20 protein-coding genes are annotated in these 20,685 nt (G+C 34.6%); 5 read left to right on the top strand and 15 right to left on the bottom strand.

Features of this window, described 5'->3' with window-relative positions; translation table 11 throughout:
- Positions 1-743 precede the first annotated feature (743 nt).
- The 8 genes from LB467_RS15970 to LB467_RS15935 form a co-directional block, all read right to left on the bottom strand.
- On the bottom strand, positions 744-1,133 hold the full coding sequence (locus LB467_RS15970; protein ID WP_224475056.1) for a hypothetical protein: 390 nt from the start codon (positions 1,131-1,133) through the stop codon (positions 744-746).
- 408 nt (positions 1,134-1,541) lie between these two features.
- Complete coding sequence (locus LB467_RS15965) at positions 1,542-2,483, bottom strand: hypothetical protein (RefSeq protein WP_224475055.1); 942 nt, start codon at positions 2,481-2,483, stop codon at positions 1,542-1,544.
- A 154-nt stretch (positions 2,484-2,637) separates the two neighbouring features.
- On the bottom strand, positions 2,638-3,369 hold the full coding sequence (locus LB467_RS15960) for a phospholipase D family protein (RefSeq protein WP_224475054.1): 732 nt from the start codon (positions 3,367-3,369) through the stop codon (positions 2,638-2,640).
- A 66-nt stretch (positions 3,370-3,435) separates the two neighbouring features.
- Positions 3,436-5,028, bottom strand: coding sequence for a type I restriction-modification system subunit M (locus tag LB467_RS15955; RefSeq protein ID WP_224475053.1), 1,593 nt, complete (start codon positions 5,026-5,028; stop codon positions 3,436-3,438).
- Between the two features lie 197 nt (positions 5,029-5,225).
- The gene (locus LB467_RS15950) at positions 5,226-5,615 is read right to left on the bottom strand and encodes a hypothetical protein (RefSeq protein WP_224475052.1); all 390 of its coding nucleotides are present in this window, start codon (positions 5,613-5,615) and stop codon (positions 5,226-5,228) included.
- A gap of 139 nt (positions 5,616-5,754) precedes the next feature.
- Complete coding sequence (locus LB467_RS15945) at positions 5,755-6,441, bottom strand: hypothetical protein (RefSeq protein ID WP_224475051.1); 687 nt, start codon at positions 6,439-6,441, stop codon at positions 5,755-5,757.
- Positions 6,442-6,856: 415 nt separating this feature from the next.
- Positions 6,857-7,393 carry an ImmA/IrrE family metallo-endopeptidase gene (locus LB467_RS15940; RefSeq protein ID WP_224475050.1) on the bottom strand — a complete coding sequence of 179 codons (537 nt, stop codon included), beginning with the start codon at positions 7,391-7,393 and terminating at the stop codon, positions 6,857-6,859.
- A gap of 17 nt (positions 7,394-7,410) precedes the next feature.
- Positions 7,411-7,761: a helix-turn-helix domain-containing protein gene (locus LB467_RS15935; RefSeq protein WP_224475049.1), complete on the bottom strand. Its 351-nt coding sequence runs from the start codon at positions 7,759-7,761 to the stop codon at positions 7,411-7,413.
- A 422-nt stretch (positions 7,762-8,183) separates the two neighbouring features.
- Here LB467_RS15935 and LB467_RS15930 point away from each other — a divergent pair, with 422 nt between their 5' ends.
- Genes LB467_RS15930 through LB467_RS19470 form a run of 3 tightly spaced genes read left to right on the top strand, consistent with a single transcriptional unit; the run spans position 8,184 to position 10,859 of the window.
- On the top strand, positions 8,184-9,140 hold the full coding sequence (locus LB467_RS15930; RefSeq protein WP_224475048.1) for a multiubiquitin domain-containing protein: 957 nt from the start codon (positions 8,184-8,186) through the stop codon (positions 9,138-9,140).
- Between the two features lie 2 nt (positions 9,141-9,142).
- On the top strand, positions 9,143-10,519 hold the full coding sequence (locus LB467_RS15925) for a HesA/MoeB/ThiF family protein (RefSeq protein WP_224475047.1): 1,377 nt from the start codon (positions 9,143-9,145) through the stop codon (positions 10,517-10,519).
- Entirely contained in the window at positions 10,500-10,859 is a 360-nt protein-coding gene (locus LB467_RS19470) for a DUF6527 family protein (protein WP_394371824.1), read from the top strand. Before LB467_RS15925 ends, LB467_RS19470 begins: the two co-directional genes overlap by 20 nt.
- 262 nt (positions 10,860-11,121) lie before the next feature.
- Here the strand turns inward: LB467_RS19470 and LB467_RS15915 are convergent, their stop codons facing one another.
- From LB467_RS15915 to LB467_RS15900, 4 genes are all read right to left on the bottom strand, one after another.
- Positions 11,122-12,030 (bottom strand): hypothetical protein, encoded by a 909-nt coding sequence (locus LB467_RS15915; protein WP_224475045.1) that lies wholly within the window; start codon positions 12,028-12,030, stop codon positions 11,122-11,124.
- Positions 12,031-12,204: 174 nt separating this feature from the next.
- Complete coding sequence (locus LB467_RS15910) at positions 12,205-12,966, bottom strand: hypothetical protein (protein WP_224475044.1); 762 nt, start codon at positions 12,964-12,966, stop codon at positions 12,205-12,207.
- Positions 12,967-13,176, bottom strand: coding sequence for a hypothetical protein (locus LB467_RS15905; protein WP_224475043.1), 210 nt, complete (start codon positions 13,174-13,176; stop codon positions 12,967-12,969).
- A 622-nt stretch (positions 13,177-13,798) separates the two neighbouring features.
- The gene (locus LB467_RS15900) at positions 13,799-14,047 is read right to left on the bottom strand and encodes a hypothetical protein (RefSeq protein ID WP_224475042.1); all 249 of its coding nucleotides are present in this window, start codon (positions 14,045-14,047) and stop codon (positions 13,799-13,801) included.
- 399 nt (positions 14,048-14,446) lie between these two features.
- Between LB467_RS15900 and LB467_RS15895 the strand changes: the two genes are divergently transcribed.
- Entirely contained in the window at positions 14,447-15,229 is a 783-nt protein-coding gene (locus LB467_RS15895) for an RNA polymerase sigma factor (protein ID WP_224475041.1), read from the top strand.
- Between the two features lie 2 nt (positions 15,230-15,231).
- Entirely contained in the window at positions 15,232-16,329 is a 1,098-nt protein-coding gene (locus LB467_RS15890) for a hypothetical protein (RefSeq protein ID WP_224475040.1), read from the top strand.
- Positions 16,330-16,993: 664 nt separating this feature from the next.
- On the opposite strand, the gene LB467_RS15885 is transcribed toward LB467_RS15890, so the two are convergent.
- The 3 genes from LB467_RS15885 to LB467_RS15875 form a co-directional block, all read right to left on the bottom strand.
- Positions 16,994-18,829, bottom strand: coding sequence for a DNA/RNA non-specific endonuclease (locus tag LB467_RS15885; protein ID WP_224475039.1), 1,836 nt, complete (start codon positions 18,827-18,829; stop codon positions 16,994-16,996).
- A 657-nt stretch (positions 18,830-19,486) separates the two neighbouring features.
- Positions 19,487-20,239 carry a hypothetical protein gene (locus LB467_RS15880; RefSeq protein ID WP_224475038.1) on the bottom strand — a complete coding sequence of 251 codons (753 nt, stop codon included), beginning with the start codon at positions 20,237-20,239 and terminating at the stop codon, positions 19,487-19,489.
- Complete coding sequence (locus LB467_RS15875; protein WP_224475037.1) at positions 20,236-20,523, bottom strand: DNA-binding protein; 288 nt, start codon at positions 20,521-20,523, stop codon at positions 20,236-20,238. Before LB467_RS15875 ends, LB467_RS15880 begins: the two co-directional genes overlap by 4 nt.
- Positions 20,524-20,685 lie beyond the last annotated feature (162 nt).

The raw sequence follows: 20,685 nt of genomic DNA, 5'->3' as shown, positions 1-20,685 counted from the left end.
ACAATACCAAGAGAAGACATACAGAAATAGGAAAAGTACCACCTGATCAAATTTATAACCTCAAAAAAATAGCATCATAAATAATTATAAATATCTTTAAACTGTCTTACAGATGGGGAGTATTGTAAATAGTAAATTCTAAATGGTGAAATAATATAGACTAAGTGCTTAATCTGATTGTTGAATATAGTTCCTACGATTACTGAGAAAGTTAAAATAAGGTAGGAATAAAGTCCATTTGAAATTAATGTCAAATCGTATAATTTGTCAGTAAAATATAATGCTACCGGAATGGAAACGGAAATTAATACATAATACATTAAATGGATCTGAATAACAAAAAATGGTACTGATAGGTGTATTATACCAGCTACTGCTGATATGGGAAATACCCAAATTTTTAAGACCTGCTTAAATATTTGATGCTTTAGTTTTGACTGTAGAAAATAAAACAATATTCCCCCTGCGATATAGGATATTAGAATCCACCAAAAATGTTCTAATGTATAAATGTATTCGGCTATCCATTGAAATAGAACAAGTAAAGCGAAAATTATTATTCCCGATAAAAGAATTAAAACTAAATTTAAAAACTCTTTCTTCTTTTTTATCATATTTCAAGCAATTGCCAGTAAAGTCCGGTATAAAAACTGTGTGAGCGGGTGACCTTAACTGTCCGAAGGACAATTAGTGAAGCAAGCGAGCACCAAATTAGATTGGAGTTATATGTGTTATCTGCATTTTCACTTAAATAGCCTTTCCTTTTTCAAAACTTCTATCAATTTTTTATTATCTGAATTAATATATTCAACAAATATGTATTTATCATTTAAATATAAAATTTCAGAAAAACTATAATTCTCCCTTGTCTTTAATTCTTTTACTAAATTTTCAAAATTTATTAGGCGATCAGTTTTTACTGAATCATCACGGATTTTACCAACGACTTCGGTAGTTAGTCCGAAAAGTTTTAATGCCATAATTAAAATTCCAAAAAAGGCAAATGCGAAAAGATAGTTTTTAAGTTTAGGTTTTTCATTTGAAACCACCCCATCCGGCTTGCTTTTATTTATATGCTTCTTTTCTATTTTTTTTATAGCTGTTGCAGGAATCAAAATTGAAAATGAAGCCAAAATAAATGTTAAACACCCAAATATCAACTACTTCAATATATCCTCTTTCAATTACCCCTAAATACATAAATACAAGGGGAGTGGAAAACAAAATTATTACCACGGTCATCCATAAAATTGTAGAAGACCATTTTGTAGATTCCAATTTAGAAAGGGGAGTAAATTGAAATAGCCATCTGGATATAACAAACGATAAGATTATACATACCACAAACAGTAGAACCAATAAACCATCAGGAACTACTTGTGAAATAGAAAAGAATCTAACATAAGATGGTGAAATTGATGAAAGTTCAATCAGTTGCCATAGACCTCCGATCGTAGCTGGGAACAAAATAATTATACTGAGATAGTCTTTTAAAAAAACGATTTTCTCTACTAAACTTTTCTTCATAACCTGGTTTAAGTTTACATCGAAAAACGTTTTTGGAACTCATCGAGTTTTAATATTTGATCTTGCATATTGTTCATCTTAAAAAACATGTGCATTTTTTTTTCTTCAGTCACAAAAACAATATTGTCCCGTTGTGAATTAAAGATAGCTCCAAACATCATTGAAATATCGAGAACTGTATTCCAACGATGATCAGAAACATTTGAAATAGCTATAGTCCCATGGCCAATTTGCTCAAGAATTATACTTGTCATGGCAATGGCAGGAAAAAAATCATTATGAAACTTATAGAACAGAGCATAATTTTCATCTGTTCTTTCATATTTTTTGTTCATAATTCCATAAGCTCGTATCATTAAACCTTCTGCTAAAAATGCAAATGACTTTCCAGTCTGCATTTCTCTAAACCAACTTTTTCTGTCTGTTTTGTTCTTAGAGAAATATTGCCAATCAAGTACTCCTCCATTTAAATTTTTTAAGTAATCTATAATGTTGTCATATAGTTCTTTTTTCTCAAAAATATTTTGTTCACGGACAGCTTTTATTTCATTTTGAAATTGGTAAATATTATTAATATCGTGATTTTCTGTCAAAGCTTTCGTAAGTTGGATTATGATCTTATAAGCATCCAGAAAAGGACCATTTTCATTAAAAAAGTATTTAGGAAGAATGACATTTAATGGAGGAAAGAAAGCTCCATGAAAAGTGTTTTTTTTAGCATTATATTTTTTCGAATGATCAAATAACAGGCAAAGTGCTTTAAAACATTCTTCTCGCTCCGGATCAGTTTTTTCTAAATGCTGAATCAGTTCCATTGCCACTACGATCGGAAATCCTGAAGTTACTCCAAGTTTTAATTCCTGATTCTGGATTTTTTCTGCTAAAGGTTGCACCTCATGCAAAGATATATCCCGGGAAAGATTTCTATAAATGTTAGTATCTAAGAAGTATTTCATGAAATTTTTGCTAAGGTCTCGAATAAGGAAGTTGCAGCTTAGAAGCAAAATCTATCTGTTATACTCTGTTGTTGAAAGGCATCCAAAAATGCCATTTTTGAGACGTCATCTGCAATTTTTGTTATTCAATTTTCGCAATAGTTTTTTCTCCAAATTATTTAAGGATGGAGTCTAGTATTTCTTCTGGCCAAACGACAAATTGACCATACGCACCTTCTTTTTGTTCGGCACCAAATTCATTTCCTTTTTTGGTATAAAACCAATCATCATCTTTTTTGTACATCATTTTCTTATCAACCAAAATTGAATTCACTTTTCTACTACTAAGTCCGGTTTTCTGAGAAAGCTCTTTAGTGGTTAAATATTTTGATTCCGAAAAATCCGAATTTGGCTTTTTTGGTTGATCTTTTTCATTCTTCTGGTCCTCCGCTTGTTTATCAACTTTTTTCACGGAAACTCTTATTTCTTCGCTAATTGTTAGTAATCTTTGTGCCTCTGTATATATGTCGTTATAAAGATCGGGATCGGAATCTTTTGAAACGTAAATCCCCATTTCGTCATTATTTTGTTGTGAAAATGAATATAAATTCATTGATGTAACAATAGCTTCACTTTCATTTAAATAGCATTTGGCGTGTAAAGTGGAACAAACACTTGTTCTAACACCAATTTGGCTTTCAAGCCAGTTACTTTCATCTAATTGGAGTTTACTTTCTCGGTAAACAATTCTTATATCCTTTTTTTGAATATTAAGGTTGTGAATGTGATCTTTAATCCTGTTGTGGAATTGTAAATATGGACTTATTAAAATTAAACGATCAGTTGTGTTTTTAATTAATTCTTCCAGGTGATAAGAGACACCTGTAGTGTTCAGAAATTTTGACATTATTTATTATTTTTGGTTGGTTTAAATTGAAAATTGAAGCTTTTTAATATGGTCACCTCTCTTGTTTTAAACTATTTTCTCAAAATTAACTTTAATTTTCTCTTTTAATTCTCCCCCTTTTTCAAACTGCTCCAGTAACTGCGCCTTGAGGCTCTCCATTTTTTCTTCAAAAGGGATCCCGTCGTCTTCTTCGGCTTCTGTGCCTACATAGATCCCGGGGGTAAGTTTATAATCTTGCTTTTGAACCTCGTCTATGGTAGCTGCTTTGGAGAAACCTTCCACATCGACATACCCTTCGACGGGGCTCAGGGTGACATTGCGCCATTTGTGGTAGGTTTCGGCAATTTTATTAATATCATCATCACTAAAAACCCGCAGTTTTCTGCTGGCCATTGTGCCCATTTTGGAGGCGTCCAGGAACAGGATCTTATTATTTCGTTCGCGGTGAGTGCCGTCCTTTCCGTCGCGGTTTTTGCTCAGGATGAAAAGGCAGGCAGGGATTCCCGTGGTTAGGAACAGCTTATCGGGCAGGCGTACAATGGCATCTATCATAGAATTGTCTACCATATGCTGCCGCACGTTTTTCTCTCCTTTGTTGTTGGAGGTCATCGCGCCGTTGGCCATTACAATTCCGGCAGTTCCTGTGTCGCTTAAATGGTGCCAGAAGGTTTGCATCCACATATAGTTGGCACTACCATCTGTAGTGAATTCTTCCTTGGGGCCAAATAACCGGGGATCGCCATCGGGTAGATCTTCGGGGTGCCAGTTGCTCACATTAAATGGAGGATTGGCAATGATATAGTCGGCTTTCAGGTTTGGAAACTTGTCATCCAGCAAGGAATTTCCCAGTTTAATATCAAACGAAAGATCCCGCAGCATCAGGTTCATCAGGCAAAGCCTTAATGTCTGTGCCGTCATTTCCTGCCCGTAGATCGCGATATCTTTTTTGTTTCCGCCGTGTTCTTTAATGAACTTCAAACTCTGCACAAACATACCACCACTTCCACAAGCCGGATCAAAGATGCGGCCTTTGAAAGGCTCCAATAGTTCCACCAGCAGCCTTACAATACTTCCTGGCGTAAAAAATTGCCCCGCACCCGAACCTTCAGCCATTGCAAACCGGCCGATGTAATATTCATAGATACGGCCCAGGATATCGCTTTCGGGATTTTCCTTTTCCGAAAATTTAGGTTTGGAAAGCAGGTTTATAATTCCGCCGGTTTGTTTGGGAGATAATTCACTCCGCACAAAGATCCGTGGCAGGATATTTACGAGCTGCGGATTGTAGCCCGTTAAAAGTTCCTGGATCACATCAAAGGCATCATCTACTTTCACCTTGATATCATCCTGCTCGGCGTTATCTTTCAAATACTGCCAGGAAGCGGTTTCGGGAATTTTAAAGGTATTCCGGGAACGGTATTCATCCCGGTCTTCCAGGACGTAATTGATTTCCTCCTTATCGGTGGTGTAATAATCGGAGTTGGGATCATTTAGCTGCTCCTTCAATTCCTCGCGAACCACTTCATAGCGTTCGCTAAGGTGCTTTACGAAAACAAGGGGCAGGATATAGTTTTTATAGTTATTTTCAGATACTGCGCCGCGTAATTCGTTCGCTGCATCCCAGAGTTCTTTTTCAAAATCAATGTCTGCTTTTACCATTAATGGTAGGTTGGGTCTTGTAGTTTTTATTTAAACAGCCTGAATATAATGATTTCGCTGCGATTAAAAATTCCTGTAGGGTGGGAATTTAACAAATATAAGAGAATTAGGGGGAATGTGAAGGAACTTGCTTAATCCATTGTAAAAAAAGAAGATTTTCGTAAAACGGCAGCCGATTATCCATATATTTTTCAGCATTATTTTCTTTCTAAACATTCTTTCCTTACGAATAACTTTACACCGTTTTGAAAAGTGATCTCATAGAAATAATTGAATTTATCATTATCCTTCACAAAATAATTTTTACCGATTTCAAGGCTTCCTTCGGAAGTTGATTCTATATCTGGTTTGCTATATGTAGAACAGTTTTCTTTTGCAATATAATTGGTTGAATTCTCAGTGGTTGAAATCGCTTCTTGGCCTTCAGTATCTGTTCTTGAATAGTAAAATATAGCAATAGCAATTACACCTAATATTAAAAGCATAATGAGAAACCCACATCCTTTTCTGACTGTGCCCCCAAAACTTTTGCCGCCTAATAATGCGCCAATAATAACAACAACCGCTAAAAGAACAAGGATTTCCATGCTGTTCTTCGTTTAGTGATAAGAGTATTTATGTAATCCTGAGAATACTGGTTTAAACATTTTCCATCTTGTTTTTTCTAAAATTACTATTTTTCAATAATAATCGTGATATACGATGAATTTTTTGTTAGGCACAATTTTAGTTCCTCCGGTCTTTTAATAATTGAGGTAAGTCTTTTTTGTCTGTTTCATCAAACTCTCTGTTGGTCGGGAAAATTTTATAAGGAAGATGCTGCGGAATTTTTTTGTTCAGATAACGCAATCCAAAATCATTAGCGGATCCTATAATGTACCATCCATATTTTTCATTTTCTTTGAGTTTTTGAATAATTGGCCTAATAAAATTTAATATTACGTTTCCATATGAAATGCAATCTTTTTCATTTGGAAAATATCCTTTGTGGATTACATTATTTCTAAGTTCAACAATGTGGTTTGACAGTAAACCGGGGGCTGTTAGAAATTCTTGTAAATATAACATCACAAAAGCTCCTTGTTGTCTCTCTGATCTAGATGACATAGTCTTCCAGGCTTTCTCAAAGTGTTCTTTAGGAATATTATTAGACATATTTACTATAGCTATAAAGTATTCCATAAATCTTTCATAGCTTGAAGAGAATGATGTAAAGGATTCAATAAAATATTTATCTGAAAGTGCCTGAAGACCATTTTCAAAGAGGACCTGAAAATGTTGTGATAAAATATCTATTTGGAATTCATGACCATAAGGGCATTTGATTTTGTAAATCCCTTCATTCTCCGGTTCAACCTTTATAGAGAATTTTTCTTTTTTTTCGCATTTGGGGCAGGTCAAATTGTATTTCATAACAGCTTAATTTATCGTAAGTTATCAGTGTATAGGTTCGAACTCTAATCCAATCTATTTATAAATTTTAAAGGGTACTTGTTAATTGTTTGCTAAAAAGGCACCTCTAAGTTAGTTGGCCCAATAGCTGATTTTGCCATGTATGGTAGGTTGGGTCTTGTAGTTTTTATTTAAAAAGATTGAATATAATGATTTGGCTGCGATTAAATATACCTGTAGGCAGGAGATATGACATATAAGGGAAATGGGGAAATGTGAGGCATCATAAAAAAGCCTTCCACTTTCTTGGAAGGCTTTTTTAATTATGAATTCTCAGGTTGAGGTCGAACCGACGAAAGAAAGCTTAGTTATATCAGACTTTTTTAGAATGTTACCAATCATGGTTATCCGATAAGTATGTCTTTAATATAGAAATTTAATGAACTCTATTTTCAAGTAGGTTTAAATTGCTTAATCGATAAGTCATCGAAATTGAACTTACTTTAAATATGGATGCCATCCTATTAATAATATCTTCTTCAGTCAAGTGGTCTAAAGAATCTAATATCTTATTGAACTCACTCTTTACTAAGTTTTCTGGCATTAATATTCTAGATGCAAAAACATTTGCTTCCATTTCTTGTTTTTTCTCCTTTTTACTCGTGAAATTTTTTCTATACATTATCTTATCAACAAACAATTTTTCATTTGAAGATTCAGACCTATGTAAAATGTGATGTCCTAATTCATGAGCCAAGGTGAATCTTTGTCTAACAGTTGGTTCGGATGAATTATATCCAATAATTGTTCGTTTATCTTCAATAACTAGTAGTCCAGAAATTTCATCTCCTAAATATTCCGGTTTAATTTCAATTCCTAAATTTTTGATTAACTTTTTAATTGGAATTGGCGCTTCCATATAGCCGAATTGACCAAGTAATTCTACCGCTAAAATTTCAATTTTCTCAAACATAGTATGAAAAATAAGAATTAACCTAATTGTTTAGTAAGAAAAGATTTCAAATATGCAGAAGAGTTATTATTCAATAACCCCTGTTTTTCCTTCTTAGAAATAATTTTTGAAATAGAAGGATTAAGATCAGATGAGGCAAAATCTTTGTTTGGAATTAATTCGCTAAAATTAATTCCTAGTATCTCCGCAATCTGCCAAACAAGATGTATAGGTGGGAATTGCCTACCTTTTTCTATATTAACAATTGAAGCTCTACTCATTCCAACTTTCTCAGCTAAAAACTCTTGACTTAGCTTTCTTAATTTTCTTGCGTTAGAAATAGCTGAACCAAGTTCCTTATAGAAAGTTACTTTATTATTCTCTGTCATATGATTGTAAGATAATGTAAAAATATGTTTTTTGTCGAATAAAACAAACTGTTTGTAAAATTTTACATTTTATTTTACATTTTTTTTGGTTACAATTATTATTTATTATAATATTGTACAGTGCAAAATATGCTCCAATTTTATTGAACTCAAAATGATGTTAATGGAAAAATTATAAATAAATTAAAAAAGCCCAGTCAAAGACGTGGGCTTGTATAATTTTTACAGGTAAAAATCCTGTGCTTAGACACCACAAAGGTAATACACCTGCTTGAATTATGCAAGCATTCTTCTCGATTGTATAGTTATCCTAAATAATTCGCCCCTTACGGGATGATATAGCGCTTTTTTAAATCTTTCAAATTTGGACTTAGGTAATCCACTTTGGCGATTTATACTATTAAAAATAAAAAGCGTTTACAATGAAAAATAACGTGAATTTAAACGAGTGCTATAATAGTGGCGTAAAACCAGAAATAGCATATGAATACGAGTTTTATATTAACAAAGAAATATATAAAACCAGAAAACAAGTAATAACCGGACAAGAACTTCATGAAATGATAGGTACAAATCCTCAAACCCATTTCATCAGGATGAAGCTTCCCGATGGTAAAAAACTTGTAGGGTCTAAAGTAGAAGTCAATTTAACCGAATGCGGTATTGAACGCTTCATAATTCTATCTTATGATCAAGAAATAATTGATATTCATGATTGTTATTGCAAAGGAGTCAATCCGGTTATTACTTATAAATACCTTATTAAGATTAATAAGGATAAATATGAGGTAGAACAAGAAACCATTACAGGTAAAGAAATTATTGTCTTAGCTGGTGAATCGCCAGATAAAAATGGTGTAAGAATGTTTACTAAATCCGGAAAGAAAATGTTGGGGTTAGATGAATCAGTAGACTTAACGAAAAGTGGAGTCGAGAGATTTGTTATTGTACCATTAGATTGCACAGAGGGTTTTGCTATTGCAGAACCCTTTAAACAATTTACTGCTGAAGACATCTCCTATATTAAGTCTTATACAACACAGGTTGATTTTATAGAAAAAGGACAAACTTGCTGGGTTGTCTTTAGACAATTTAAACTACCAGACGGATATAATGTTGCTGAGGCTGATATGGCTATTTTGATTCCTAAAAATTATCCTTTGGGGAGATTGGATATGTTTTATTTTAATCCTGCTCTTTCAAGAAAGGATGCAAAACCTATAGGTGCCTTGACCAGTACTACCTTAGAAGGTAAAAACTATCAGCGATGGTCAAGACATAGAACTGTTGCTAATAAATGGGATCCAGAAGTTGATAATTTAGAGTCCCAGGTAATGCTCGCGAAAAGTTGTTTGGAATCTGAATTTAAAAAACGATAGTTATGTTTAGATTCAGAATGACAGAAAAGCAGCATTCTAAACTTAAGTCCCATCTTCATAATGGAGATGGGCTTGAAGCTGTAGCGTTTGGATTATGTGGTACTCTAAACCATAATGACGATAATTTTCTTATGCTTAACAAGGTGTTTTTGTTACCATATAAAGATTGTGAGAGAGCAGTCGAGTATGTTAATTGGAAGTTTTCAGATATAGAGCATTTAATTGATGAAGCTAAAGATCAAAATTTGTCAGTTGTTAAATTTCATTCTCATCCGTTTGGAAATTCTGATTTCTCGGATCTTGATGATGATTCTGATACACGGTTCTTTGAATCAGTGTATAATTGGCTGGATAATGGTTTGTTGCATAGCAGTTTAATCATGTATTCTGATGGTTCATTTAAAGGGAGAATTGTCAGCCCTGAATTAGATTTTAAGCCTCTGGCCTCGATGTCTATAATAGGTGATAAATTTTCCAAAACTGATTATACGAATAACTCTTTTGATACCGAATATATAAGTATGATGGATAGGAATAAGCAAGCATTTGGTGAGGAAACAGTTTATCGACTAAAGAATATGAAAGTGGCGGTAATTGGATGTTCCGGTACCGGAAGTCCCACTATTGAACAATTGGTTCGGTTAGGTGCAGGCGAGTTAGTACTAGTAGATCCGGACGTTGGAGATGTTGTAAATTTAAATCGGATTTTAGGATTGACTTTAAGAGATGCTAAACTTAAAAAGTCAAAAGTAGGTATTATTAAAGCGCATATAGATGAAATTGGTCTCGGTACAAAAGTTATTGCGTTCAATTCATATTTACAGAGCAGTAAAGAGGTAATAAATGAAGTGGCATCAAGCGATTTCGCCTTTGGTTGCACCGATTCATCTGAAGGAAGACATGCGATGAATCTTATTGGTCATTATTATCTTGTACCTTTTATAGATATTGGAGTGAAATTGAATGCCGATGGGGTTGGAGGAATAGATTCTATAGCGGGAAATATTCATTACGTTTTCCCTGGTTCTAAATCATTACTGGAAAGAAAGGTGATTTCGCCAGCAAGAATGGAAGAGGAAGAACTCAAAAGAACTTCTCCTGAAGAGTATGAAGATAGGCAGGCATATTTTGAAAATGCTAACGTGGTAAGTCCTGCAGTAATAAGCGTTAATATGGTTCACTCCTCTTTGGCTGTTCTGGAAATGTTAGATCGCATTCATCCATTTAGATTTAATGACCCTAGCGAGTATGAAGTAACCCGTGTAGATATTACAGATTGGTCAATCGAAGAAGAAAAGCTTGGTTTTACTGAATCAAAATTTTTTCCTGAAACTAATTTAGGGTCTGGGGTCAACGGAGATGTACAGCTTTATGATTAGATGGAGTTTAAATTTTTTTCAAAAACTTAAGGATTTTTTTCTTAAGCTATGGTTTCCGTCCAGAATAAAATTTGTTCTTGTTAATGAAGTTCCATCCGAAATTAGCTCAAGAGTAGTTTATTTGGAAGGGGTAGATATTAAAGATCTTTGGTTTGCTTATCTAAAATGTCCTTGTGGTTGTAAAGATACCATTATGCTTAATTTGATTCCGGATACTAAACCACGCTGGGAATATGTCCTAAGTAATTTAAACAATGAATCCTTAATTCCTTCTATAAACAGGAAATTCAAGTGCAAAAGTCACTTCTGGATTAAGAATAATAAGATTATCTGGACGTAGTAGTACAATCTCAAAAACTAAGTAAAAAGAAAAATAACAGTGGGTCGTGATCCACTGTTATTTTTAACTTTAACACACCTTGCAGGATAGTACCTTTGACATTTTTAATTCTTGGAGTTAGTTAGATTATGAGCTAGTAATTTGGCATTTATCAATAATTACAGTTAAGTAAACCCTACCCTCTCTTTATTGGAAAGTATTTAGTAAATGTTTCCAAAAATAGATTTGACGGATTTAACCATTTTCTTGGCATCTGAGCTTTTCAACCTCTAAATGGTTCCAATCTCAAATCAATTGAGACATATTTGCAGATCATTAAAGTGATAAAAGCTAAAGAATCAAAATCTTTATTCCTAAACGGATTTTTATGTTTTTTTGGATTTATGTTTGAAAAATGAGAGAGATTCCCTCGTTGTTCCACTAGAATATGAATTGCTCCATCTACAGAAGCCTCTTTATGATATTTAGCACACATTTCAGAGAACCAGCCATAATGTTTTAGGTCTGACTTTTTTAATTGATCTAAGAGCCTTAGTATTGCCTTACTCAAAACCTGTGATTTTTGAAACTCACTTTTTATATGTTCGTTTTTGAATTTATTGTTTCCAAAAATCCCTTCTAACATTAAATAGAAGTTGAGAAAAGCTTCTTGATATTGAAAACTCTTGTAGTATTTCAAGCCTATTCTAAAAAAAGAAAGCGGTAAGGTAAGATGATTTAATCTCCTTTTATGAATAATAGTATAAAAGAGCCAGTCCTTATCTATTATTTCTTTTTTCCCTTTGAATGATAAAGTATATGAATGTTTTTTAATTGTAAGTTCTTTTTCTTCTTGTTCCGTTTCCGGTAACCATTCAATAGAGAGATTATCCCATTCAATATTGTAAATCTCTTTATCTAGTGCACCAAATGATTCTATATGTTGAAGTAATTCAATTTCTTCTTTTAAAAAAACTTGACTAGGAAATTTAATTGTCCTCTCATCATTTTCTGCTATTTCAAGTTTGGGAAGAAGGTTTGAATAATTGGTGATTTTCTTTAATAGTGAAATATAGAATTTTTGGTTAGTTTCGTTGAAATTTATTTCTATTTCATATGGATGGTATTTAATTTGACAATTATCCGTTATAGTAAAATCCCCAATTATTTTACATTCAATTTTTATAATCATTTTTTCAATCGGAATTTCGTAAAGTTTTGCAGCGAATGGTCTCGATTATCGCAAGTAGCGGGATTAGGGAGGTGGATTTGGCGCTTAACCATTTTCTTTATTGGCTTATAAAATTTAATTTTTCGGAAATACCTGTTATTTTCGATGAAGCGTCTTTGTTCTGAGTAGTTTTATTTATTCTTCATTAGTTTTTATTCTTCCAAACACTTTAATATCAAATCGGGATATCAATATTATTTCGGAGGTTGGAATAATTACTCCTAGTTTATTATCAATTTCTTCTGACAAACCTTTATCAGTAAAATACTCAATCATATCTGTATAACTGGTCGTTATAGTCAAAGTATGATCATCTTTGTCTCTAAAACCACTTAAGGAAGGAATAACTCTTATATAGGTATTCCCAATTGGTTCTGACTGTTTAGTAATTTGACCTATATAAACTTTGTTAGTTTTTGTGGTTAGCATAAGAAGTTTTTCTAAGTCATCTTTTTCACCTAAAGCATTCCAAATTATTTTGTCAAATTCCGTTCCCCACTTACTCAAGGTGTAATCGAAGGAAAATTCTTCTCGAAAATATTTTATTCTGTTTAATGATAAGGCCAAAGGATATGAGATAACTAAAACAATTATTGAATGTTTAAAACCGACCTTATTAAAATTTAAAATATCGTCTATTTTTAAGCTTAAATAATTCCTGTAATAACTTACAGAATTAGTTTCTAAACCTCCAATATATAAGCTGTAAGGATTGTGCTTAAAAATGAAGTAATCAATTAAATAGACGAAACCAGTTAGAATGATTGCTACTAGAAGAGAATTATAAATTAGTTTATTCTTTTCTATTCTTTGATGGTAGAATCTGGTGTAATTAAAAGTGATGAGAAAAATATAGCCCCCTAAGAGTGGTAGTAAAATTAAATCAAGACGAGGCATTTACAGTGGAGCCGTATTAGATTTTTGATTTTTATTGTATTTATCTAACGCTTCATTCAAAGCTTTTACATACTTTTTCACCTCCGCCTTGTCATCAAATAGGTCATTACTTTTCATATGGAATGATCCAGAAGAATTAATTTTGATTCTGTTGAAATCAGAATCTTTTCTTTTGGTTTTCCATATTTTATGTGCTTTTATAATTCCCATATTTAATTTTATAAATTGAAAGTTAAAAAACTTCGTTTACAAATATATTAAAATTGTTTGATTATGCGGTTTTCTTTAAATTCTCTATAACGTCAAAAAAGGAAGAGGCACCTTTACATTGCTCTTAGGTAATATTCTCTTCGGGGTAGCATATGCTCCGCCATTTAGCTTTTCGAATCGTGCCCGGCCCAGAATTCTGATAGAGTTTTCACCAATAGATGAAAGTACGTCACTTAAAAAATCGCGCTCGCTTCCTTTTTCGTCGTTATTTATATTGCTTTTTAAACTTCCCTAACAAATATCAAATTTTTAAAAGATGAATTCTGACTAACGTCAAATTTAATTATTATTTGTTCTAATCCTTTTAGTGGTCGGATTTTACCAACTTTTAAGGTCAATCTTTTTTGAAAAAAAACCAAAAATTTGACGTTAGCCTAAGAAATTAATGGAGTTTCTTCATGTGGGGAATTGTACACAACGCCTTATTACTTAAGGAATATATTTAAATAATAAATATCCTAATACAAACGCATTTTCTCTAAAATATAAAACAATAAAATATCATGATATTACGGAAAACCGTAAAGAGTGGAAATAGGGTTAAAATGTGGTAATAGAAAAATTACTTTTCTAAATCCTTTAGAGGAAAACTAAAATTATATAATTCCATAGGATGAATTCCTAAACCTCTGGCAATGGGTATGACTGTGGTTATTTTGGGTTCATTCTCATCAGCAAGGACTCTGTAAATTGCCTTATTTTCAATATTTCCAATTGAAGCAATAGTCGCAATATCTCGATCGCTTTCTTCAATCAGTTTTCTTAAATGCTCGCTAAATTTTTTTCGATATGCTTTTCTCCATTCTTTCACCAGTGCAATATCAATTCAAACATTCAAAATAAATTGTCAAGTTTGACAATTATTAAAATTTTTTATTATATTTACTTCATATTAATATATTTGCGAAACTTCTTTAAGTAAAATATTAGAAGCATTTCGCTTTGAATCTCGGTTCGAAAACTGGTAATTTTTAAACACACGAGATGATAAGCACAATGCTCACGACCCGGGCGTGGGCTTGCTTATTGTGTGTGGGTATACCAGTACCTCGAACCAGTAAGTTGAGTCTCCACGCCTTTTTTGTTTGTAGAAAACAGGCATTCTTCTCAATTTTTTCAAAGCTATCTTCATTTCATACTATAAGAATTCGCTTTAGCTAATTCCATTTTAATTTTGGAGGTATTTATCTCCACTTAAAAGCGACTGCTTATGTTACAGCGTATTTTTGAATTATTACAACAAGGCCATCCTGATGCTTTGGAGTTTATATATAATAAGTATCACCGCAGTATCTTCTGGATGGGTCGGCAAATTCTTGAAGATGATTTTGCCGTAGAAACCCTGGTCCAGGATACTTTTCTCATACTTTGGGAGAAAAGGGACCGTATAGAACGACCGGAACATATTTATTATTTCCTTCGAATGGTGATGAAAAGGGAATGCTATACCTACTATGTCCGACCTAAAAATAAGTTTTTCAGGACAGTCAATTCCCTGGAAAGTTATGAGAACTACCAGGAATATTTGCACGGTTATGATCCAGAAAAAGAAGATCAGCACCTACTGAACCACGAGGCGCAACAGAAAGCATTTGATAGGATACGAAGCATTTTCCCCTTACTCAGCCCTGAAAGACGGCGCCTGATAGAACTCTGTCTAAAATACGGTTTTCAGTATAAACCAATTGCCCAGCTTATGGGAACCAGTATTACCTGTACCAGCAACGAGGTAAAAAGAGCCATCGAGGATATTAAAAATATTATCCACCAGGGGAGCAATCTGGAAGCAAAACCAGAACCGATGTTGGCGGTAAAGATTCAGGGGGAAATGACCCAGGAACAGGAAAAGGTTTTACAGCTGCGTACGGAAAAACAGTATTCCTTTGCTGCCATCGCCAGTGAGCTGAATATTTCCCAAAAGGAAGTGCACCAGGAATTTATGGCCGCCTATAAACTAATGCAGCTTAAACACGAACAACAACAATCGGCATAGCGATGGAAAAGGATACGATAACACTAACCAGGCGAATCCAGTTAATGATCGATCTGCCAACCAGAGAAGAACGTGAGGAGGCCAAAAGTAAGTTGTACCAATGGCGTTACCTAAGCTACAAGGCTGCAAACCTTATTGTTTCTCACCTCTATGTTCAGGAAATGGTCCAGGATTTCTTCTATTTATCAGAAGGAGTCAAGTATAAACTGGTGGATGAAAAAAAGGATGAGCTTGGTATTTTTAACCGCTCTCGGATGAATACCACCTACCGGCTAGTTTCTGACCGCTATAAAGGAAAAATGCCTACTAATATTTTATCCCAACTCAATAACAGCATTCAAAGTACCTTTAAGAAAAACAGGGAGGAATACTGGAAAGGGGAGCGTTCCTTAAATAACTTCAAAAAAGAAATGGCTTTTCCCTTTACCATGGAAGGTGTTTGTGGCCTTGAATTCAATCCGGATAAAAGTGCCTTTTGTTTTCGATTCTTTTCTATTCCGGTAAAAACCTATATAGGCAGGGCATTTAATGACAAGTGGCGGTTAATGCACCAGCTAACAAAGGGAGAGATTAAGATGCGTACCTCCTATCTCAAGTTAATAGATGGTAAGATCTTTATGATGGCTGCCTTTGAAATTGAAAAAGAAAAGCACAAGTTACGGCCGGAAGTGGTCGCGGAAGCCAGCCTGTCATTGGAATATCCTATTATAGTGAAGATCGGTAAGGCCAAACTTAGCATCGGCAGCAGGGAAGAATTTCTATACCGAAGGTTGGCCATACAGGCCGCCTGTCAAAGAACCCGGGAGGGCGTCAAATATGCCAGGTCGGGAAACGGGCGTAAACGAAAAACAAAAGCCGTGGCCAGGTTTAAGGAAAAAGAGCATAATTATGTGAACCAGCGACTGCACGTGTATAGCAGGGAGCTTATCGACTTCTGCGTAAAACACCAGGCCGGAACCCTAATTTTAGTGGGCCAGGAGAAGAAAATTGAAATAGCGAGGGAGGAAGCCTTCGTCTTAAGGAACTGGGGTTATTATGATTTGATGACCAAAATAAAATACAAGGCCGATAAAGCCGGTATTGAACTTATCATAGGTTAAAATGAATTAGGAGGGTGCTTGTACACCCGCAAGGTGAGTTGAACATTTCACTCACTAAATGCGCTTAGCATATACAACGCGTGGGCTCTCACTTAATAAAGTATTAAACGGAAAGTCCATAGATTGGAACTAAAAAGGTTAATACTAAACAAAAGATTATTATAAATTAGGAGGGTGCTTGTACACCCGTAAGGTGAGTTGAATTTCGCTCACTAAATGTGATTAGCATATACAACGGCGTGGGCTCTCTTATTTTGATGGTAGTAAATTACTCGATTGAATAAATTCAATGAAGTCGGTAAGTAATTAAATATTTTTTCTCATTAGCACAATCGCTTTATTGTACTGCTTCTTGTAGACTTCAAACCTTTCATCTGATTTGCCCTCATTTGTTTGAAAAACTGGTTTTTATTCTCTAATCCTTCTTCGCCATTCTTGAAATGTTTGATGCATCTCATTTAAGACCATTTCTGATAATGGAAAGAACTCTATTAATAATGGCTTAATATTTTGGAACTGTCCTAGCAAGGTAACCTCCGGTATTTAATTTACCGACTTTTTATTCCGAATATGGAGTGGCCATGGAAATCATCATTTCTTAAAAAATGAAAAGCACATCTTAAGATGCGCTTTTCCGACTAGCCTATGGTTAGTATTTGGTATTTTAAAGTATGTATATGTTATCCTCGATTACATCTTCAATGTGATCTGGAACCAGATTAAAAAAGTCATTTCCCGTTAGTATCTCAATATCATCAACCGAGGTACTATACTGAGTCCAATCAGAAGAAACATTTTGACTATTTGGTATATCTACGGCAATGACTTGAGTATTAGTAGTCACTCTATTCACATCATCATCACCCACTGGAAGTACCATAATGACCTTCCAGGTATTAGAGGGAACCGTTACCTTTCCATTCGCGATATATTCGGCATATCCCTCAGAACCATCTCCGCCTACACCATAACCTCCTGAAATTATATATAGTTCATAGCCTTCGCTTAAAAGAGATCTACAATAGCTCTCCAAACTTGCCCAAACATTCCGGTTATTATTCGGAGCCTGAGGCATCATATTGGTCATAAAAAATGTATTTGAATTAGCCTCTACTGAAATTGTCCGATCCGCAGAGGGACACAAATGACCACGATCAAATCCACTATAACGATAATCAGTTTCGTTTACTTTATACCAGGAAGATGGTAAAGTGTTATCCTCTCTAAAGTCATTCTGACGCGAAGCATTCCCCCGCCAAGACTCATCCAGATGCCAGCTCACCCAATTTGCAGTTCCTTTATCCCGACTGTATGACATTACATATTCTTCCTTTTTCAATAAATAATTATTTGGTATAGTTATATCTGTTAAAGCATTTGATGGATTCCCCATAGTAAGATGAACTTCTCCAAATTGAATAGGTTCTTCTGCTGTACCTCCACCAGTATCTGATTCAGTATCTTGAGTACCACCAATTACAAAATCGTCAATATTAATGCGATCGCCACTGCCAGAGAGCTTTAAAAGCCTAAATCTTACATTCTCGCTATAATTAACAGAGAAGTTAATTGTTTCCAGGATAGTGCTAGAGGTACTGACGGTATTTCCTATTTTTGACCAATTCACACCCCCGTCTGTAGAAGCCTGGAGTTCCCAGCTACTAGAGCCATCTGTACCATACAAAGCATGGCTTAAACTTACGGATGTCGCGCCCACCACGTCATAATTCATTTGAAGTATTCCATAATCACGGATCCTTACAGATTTTAAACCTGTCTTACGGTCATTATCAAGGGAACCAATCAAAGCTTCCTCAAGGTACCAGTCTCCCGAAGGAAGTGAAACTATTCCAGCAGCATAACTTCTCTTGGAACCAGATTCATAGTCCTCAGTAATATTTACTAAAGTCTCGGTCTCAGTAATGGGATTAGACTGAACGATGATGTCATCTATATTGAGACGGTCACTTTTCCCATCAGTTTTACGAATTTCAAGGCGCACATTACCCTGCACATTTATGGAAAAATTTGCCGTTTCAAGATTAGTTTTCTTCACATGAATTTCATCTCCACCCTTTGTCCAGGTAGCACCGGCATCAGTTGAATAGTATAACTCAAAACTAGTTTGTGAATCACGGTTATATTTAGCATATCGGAGTGAAACAGTTTTAATTCCATCGGGAAGATCATACCCCATGGTTATAACCCCATTATATCGCATCCTAACTGATTTGGCACCATTTTTTGAATCTCCGCTTAAACCACCAATAAGCGCATCCTCAAAATACCATTCTCCGTCGTTAAACGTAACATTCGCTCCAGCATATGATGTCTTGGAGACATTTTCAAAATCTTCAAAATAATCTCCATTTGAATCAATTAGAAAATTATGAGCCACTGGGGTGGCTTCTGGAAACAAAACCATTGGTTCCGGCTCACAAGCCATAAAAAAGAAAGCCTGCATAACCAGCAGGCATTTTAATAAGGTAAATTTTTTCATTGGGTTTAGAGTTAAATAGGTTAGTCAATACAAGTTTCCTACTTAAATTCTTTTTATACAACCAATATGTAAAAAGGTAAATTTTTCTTAATTATTTGTTAACCTCGATGTTGGCGGGATATTAGGTTTGATGGTTAAAATCAGTCACAGAAATTATTTATTCAATTCGCTAAATCCATTTCTTTAACATAATCAGAATTGAAGTAGACTGTGCGGCTGGGGGTTTAGAGATTAATATATAAATCAAAATCCCATTAAGCACTATCGATATAACAAAACAATTAATAGTTTCAGCCGGGGATTTTTGGCTTAATCCAGCCAGGAAAATACCTAGTGTACAAGCAATCCCAGAAATAAACTGGTGTTCGGAGGGTAGTGTCCCATCAGTGTATTAGTAGTGAATTAGCACTGAACAAGTGGTGTACAAGTTCGAAACCTGCAGTATACATAGGCTCTTAGCGTAGTCAACAATCAGCCAACAATTGAGGTACTATCGAGGATATTAAAAATGGTTGCTTAGCGGGCACTAAAACCTATTAAAAGCCATCAACGGCAAACAAAAATCACCAAAATACCCCAAAACAAAACAAACAAAATAAACAAACAAAAAACGCAAGGCTAAAAGTATTTTTTCAATAATTATCTATAGCCTTTTCTTTATGCTTTCAGTTTTTGCCTGTTTTTGAACGGAAAAAGAGGTAAAATAGTGTCAATTAACTGTAATCGGTAACCACCATCCCGGTAAACAAGGTTATGGGGTTTATCATTGTACTTAAGACACAAGTTCATAGCCTTTTTATTAAAAATAAGCGGACTATAGTGCTTTTCCACTTCGATCAATTTATACTGATCGGCAAGTTTTTTCAATCTTGATGCTGTAGCAGCAGAGATTGAAAAAATGGAAGCTAATCCCGAGACGGCCACCGGCGCAGGTTGTTCTTTAAAGTTAAACCTGGGGGATAGAAAATGATAGGTACTGCCTTTTAAGTGTACGCTTTTCTTCCTCCTGGTTTTTCTCCAGAAATCGGTATGCAAATAGGCATATAAAATGCCTCCTATAATGGCCTTCAGGTTTAGGTAGGAATCAAATCCTATTGAAAAAGCCTTTCTTACGCTCCAGCCTTCTTCCTCCCTTATGCGGTCAAAAGACTTTACGATATAATAGCCGGTTTTAGCATTAAGCTGTAACCAGCCTTTCTCACATAAAAATTCAATATATTTTTTGGTAGTTTTTCGGGACTTGATCATTCCCATCCATTCCATATCCAGTAAATCCTCTCTATCGAACTTAAGCTTTCCACTGGGGTAACAAAATTTTAAAAGCAGGAAGAAACGAAGCTTATTGACATACCCATTTACCTGGGCATCGATAAGCATTTGGATGGGAACCGATAAGCTAACTTCCTTCATCGCTGTTTTCTTGCCTGGCGATTCCGATCAATAAAAGCTTTGACATCACCAATTTTATAATAGATCTTTCCTTTCACCTGCAGGAATTCAATCACCCCATCCTCTCGCCAGTGTTGTGCGGTCCTTGCCGTAATTTTAAATAACTGAATGAAATCAGCATTATCGAGCAGGAGGTATTCGGTATGTGCCAGTGGCTGTGCCTTTGTAGCTCTTATGAGCTCATCGATCTTCACTTCGAGGGAATGAAGACTTTGCCGCAGCGGCTGAGAAAATCCTTTTTCCATAAGAGAAATTTTAAGTTAAAAGAAAGTCAAACCAGGGCTAAATGTAGGGCATAACTTCCGTAATCTAAAAACTGTTATTGTTGATAACTCCAATGATGATAAGGGGTAAAGCCTCAATAGACACTAAAATGCATCAATAAAAATTTGGAGGTAAAATTCAAA

The sequence above is a fragment of the Salegentibacter tibetensis genome (genome assembly GCF_020164485.1).
Classification (GTDB): Bacteria; Bacteroidota; Bacteroidia; order Flavobacteriales; family Flavobacteriaceae; genus Salegentibacter; species Salegentibacter tibetensis.
Note: the sequence above shows the minus strand (reverse complement) of the source record. Positions and strands in the feature narration are given on the sequence as shown.

What these genes read in the sequence shown, in the direction of transcription:
- LB467_RS15965 (WP_224475055.1), bottom strand. Translation starts at nt 2,483, where the DNA reads ATGAAATACTTCTTAGATACTAACATTTATAGAAATCTTTCCCGGGAT.
- LB467_RS15960 (WP_224475054.1), bottom strand. Translation starts at nt 3,369, where the DNA reads ATGTCAAAATTTCTGAACACTACAGGTGTCTCTTATCACCTGGAAGAA.
- LB467_RS15955 (WP_224475053.1), bottom strand. Translation starts at nt 5,028, where the DNA reads ATGGTAAAAGCAGACATTGATTTTGAAAAAGAACTCTGGGATGCAGCG.
- LB467_RS15950 (WP_224475052.1), bottom strand. Translation starts at nt 5,615, where the DNA reads ATGGAAATCCTTGTTCTTTTAGCGGTTGTTGTTATTATTGGCGCATTA.
- LB467_RS15945 (WP_224475051.1), bottom strand. Translation starts at nt 6,441, where the DNA reads ATGAAATACAATTTGACCTGCCCCAAATGCGAAAAAAAAGAAAAATTC.
- LB467_RS15940 (WP_224475050.1), bottom strand. Translation starts at nt 7,393, where the DNA reads ATGTTTGAGAAAATTGAAATTTTAGCGGTAGAATTACTTGGTCAATTC.
- LB467_RS15935 (WP_224475049.1), bottom strand. Translation starts at nt 7,761, where the DNA reads ATGACAGAGAATAATAAAGTAACTTTCTATAAGGAACTTGGTTCAGCT.
- LB467_RS15930 (WP_224475048.1), top strand. Translation starts at nt 8,184, where the DNA reads ATGAAAAATAACGTGAATTTAAACGAGTGCTATAATAGTGGCGTAAAA.
- LB467_RS15925 (WP_224475047.1), top strand. Translation starts at nt 9,143, where the DNA reads ATGTTTAGATTCAGAATGACAGAAAAGCAGCATTCTAAACTTAAGTCC.
- LB467_RS19470 (WP_394371824.1), top strand. Translation starts at nt 10,500, where the DNA reads ATGTACAGCTTTATGATTAGATGGAGTTTAAATTTTTTTCAAAAACTT.
- LB467_RS15915 (WP_224475045.1), bottom strand. Translation starts at nt 12,030, where the DNA reads ATGATTATAAAAATTGAATGTAAAATAATTGGGGATTTTACTATAACG.
- LB467_RS15910 (WP_224475044.1), bottom strand. Translation starts at nt 12,966, where the DNA reads ATGCCTCGTCTTGATTTAATTTTACTACCACTCTTAGGGGGCTATATT.
- LB467_RS15905 (WP_224475043.1), bottom strand. Translation starts at nt 13,176, where the DNA reads ATGGGAATTATAAAAGCACATAAAATATGGAAAACCAAAAGAAAAGAT.
- LB467_RS15895 (WP_224475041.1), top strand. Translation starts at nt 14,447, where the DNA reads ATGTTACAGCGTATTTTTGAATTATTACAACAAGGCCATCCTGATGCT.
- LB467_RS15890 (WP_224475040.1), top strand. Translation starts at nt 15,232, where the DNA reads ATGGAAAAGGATACGATAACACTAACCAGGCGAATCCAGTTAATGATC.
- LB467_RS15885 (WP_224475039.1), bottom strand. Translation starts at nt 18,829, where the DNA reads ATGAAAAAATTTACCTTATTAAAATGCCTGCTGGTTATGCAGGCTTTC.
- LB467_RS15880 (WP_224475038.1), bottom strand. Translation starts at nt 20,239, where the DNA reads ATGAAGGAAGTTAGCTTATCGGTTCCCATCCAAATGCTTATCGATGCC.
- LB467_RS15875 (WP_224475037.1), bottom strand. Translation starts at nt 20,523, where the DNA reads ATGGAAAAAGGATTTTCTCAGCCGCTGCGGCAAAGTCTTCATTCCCTC.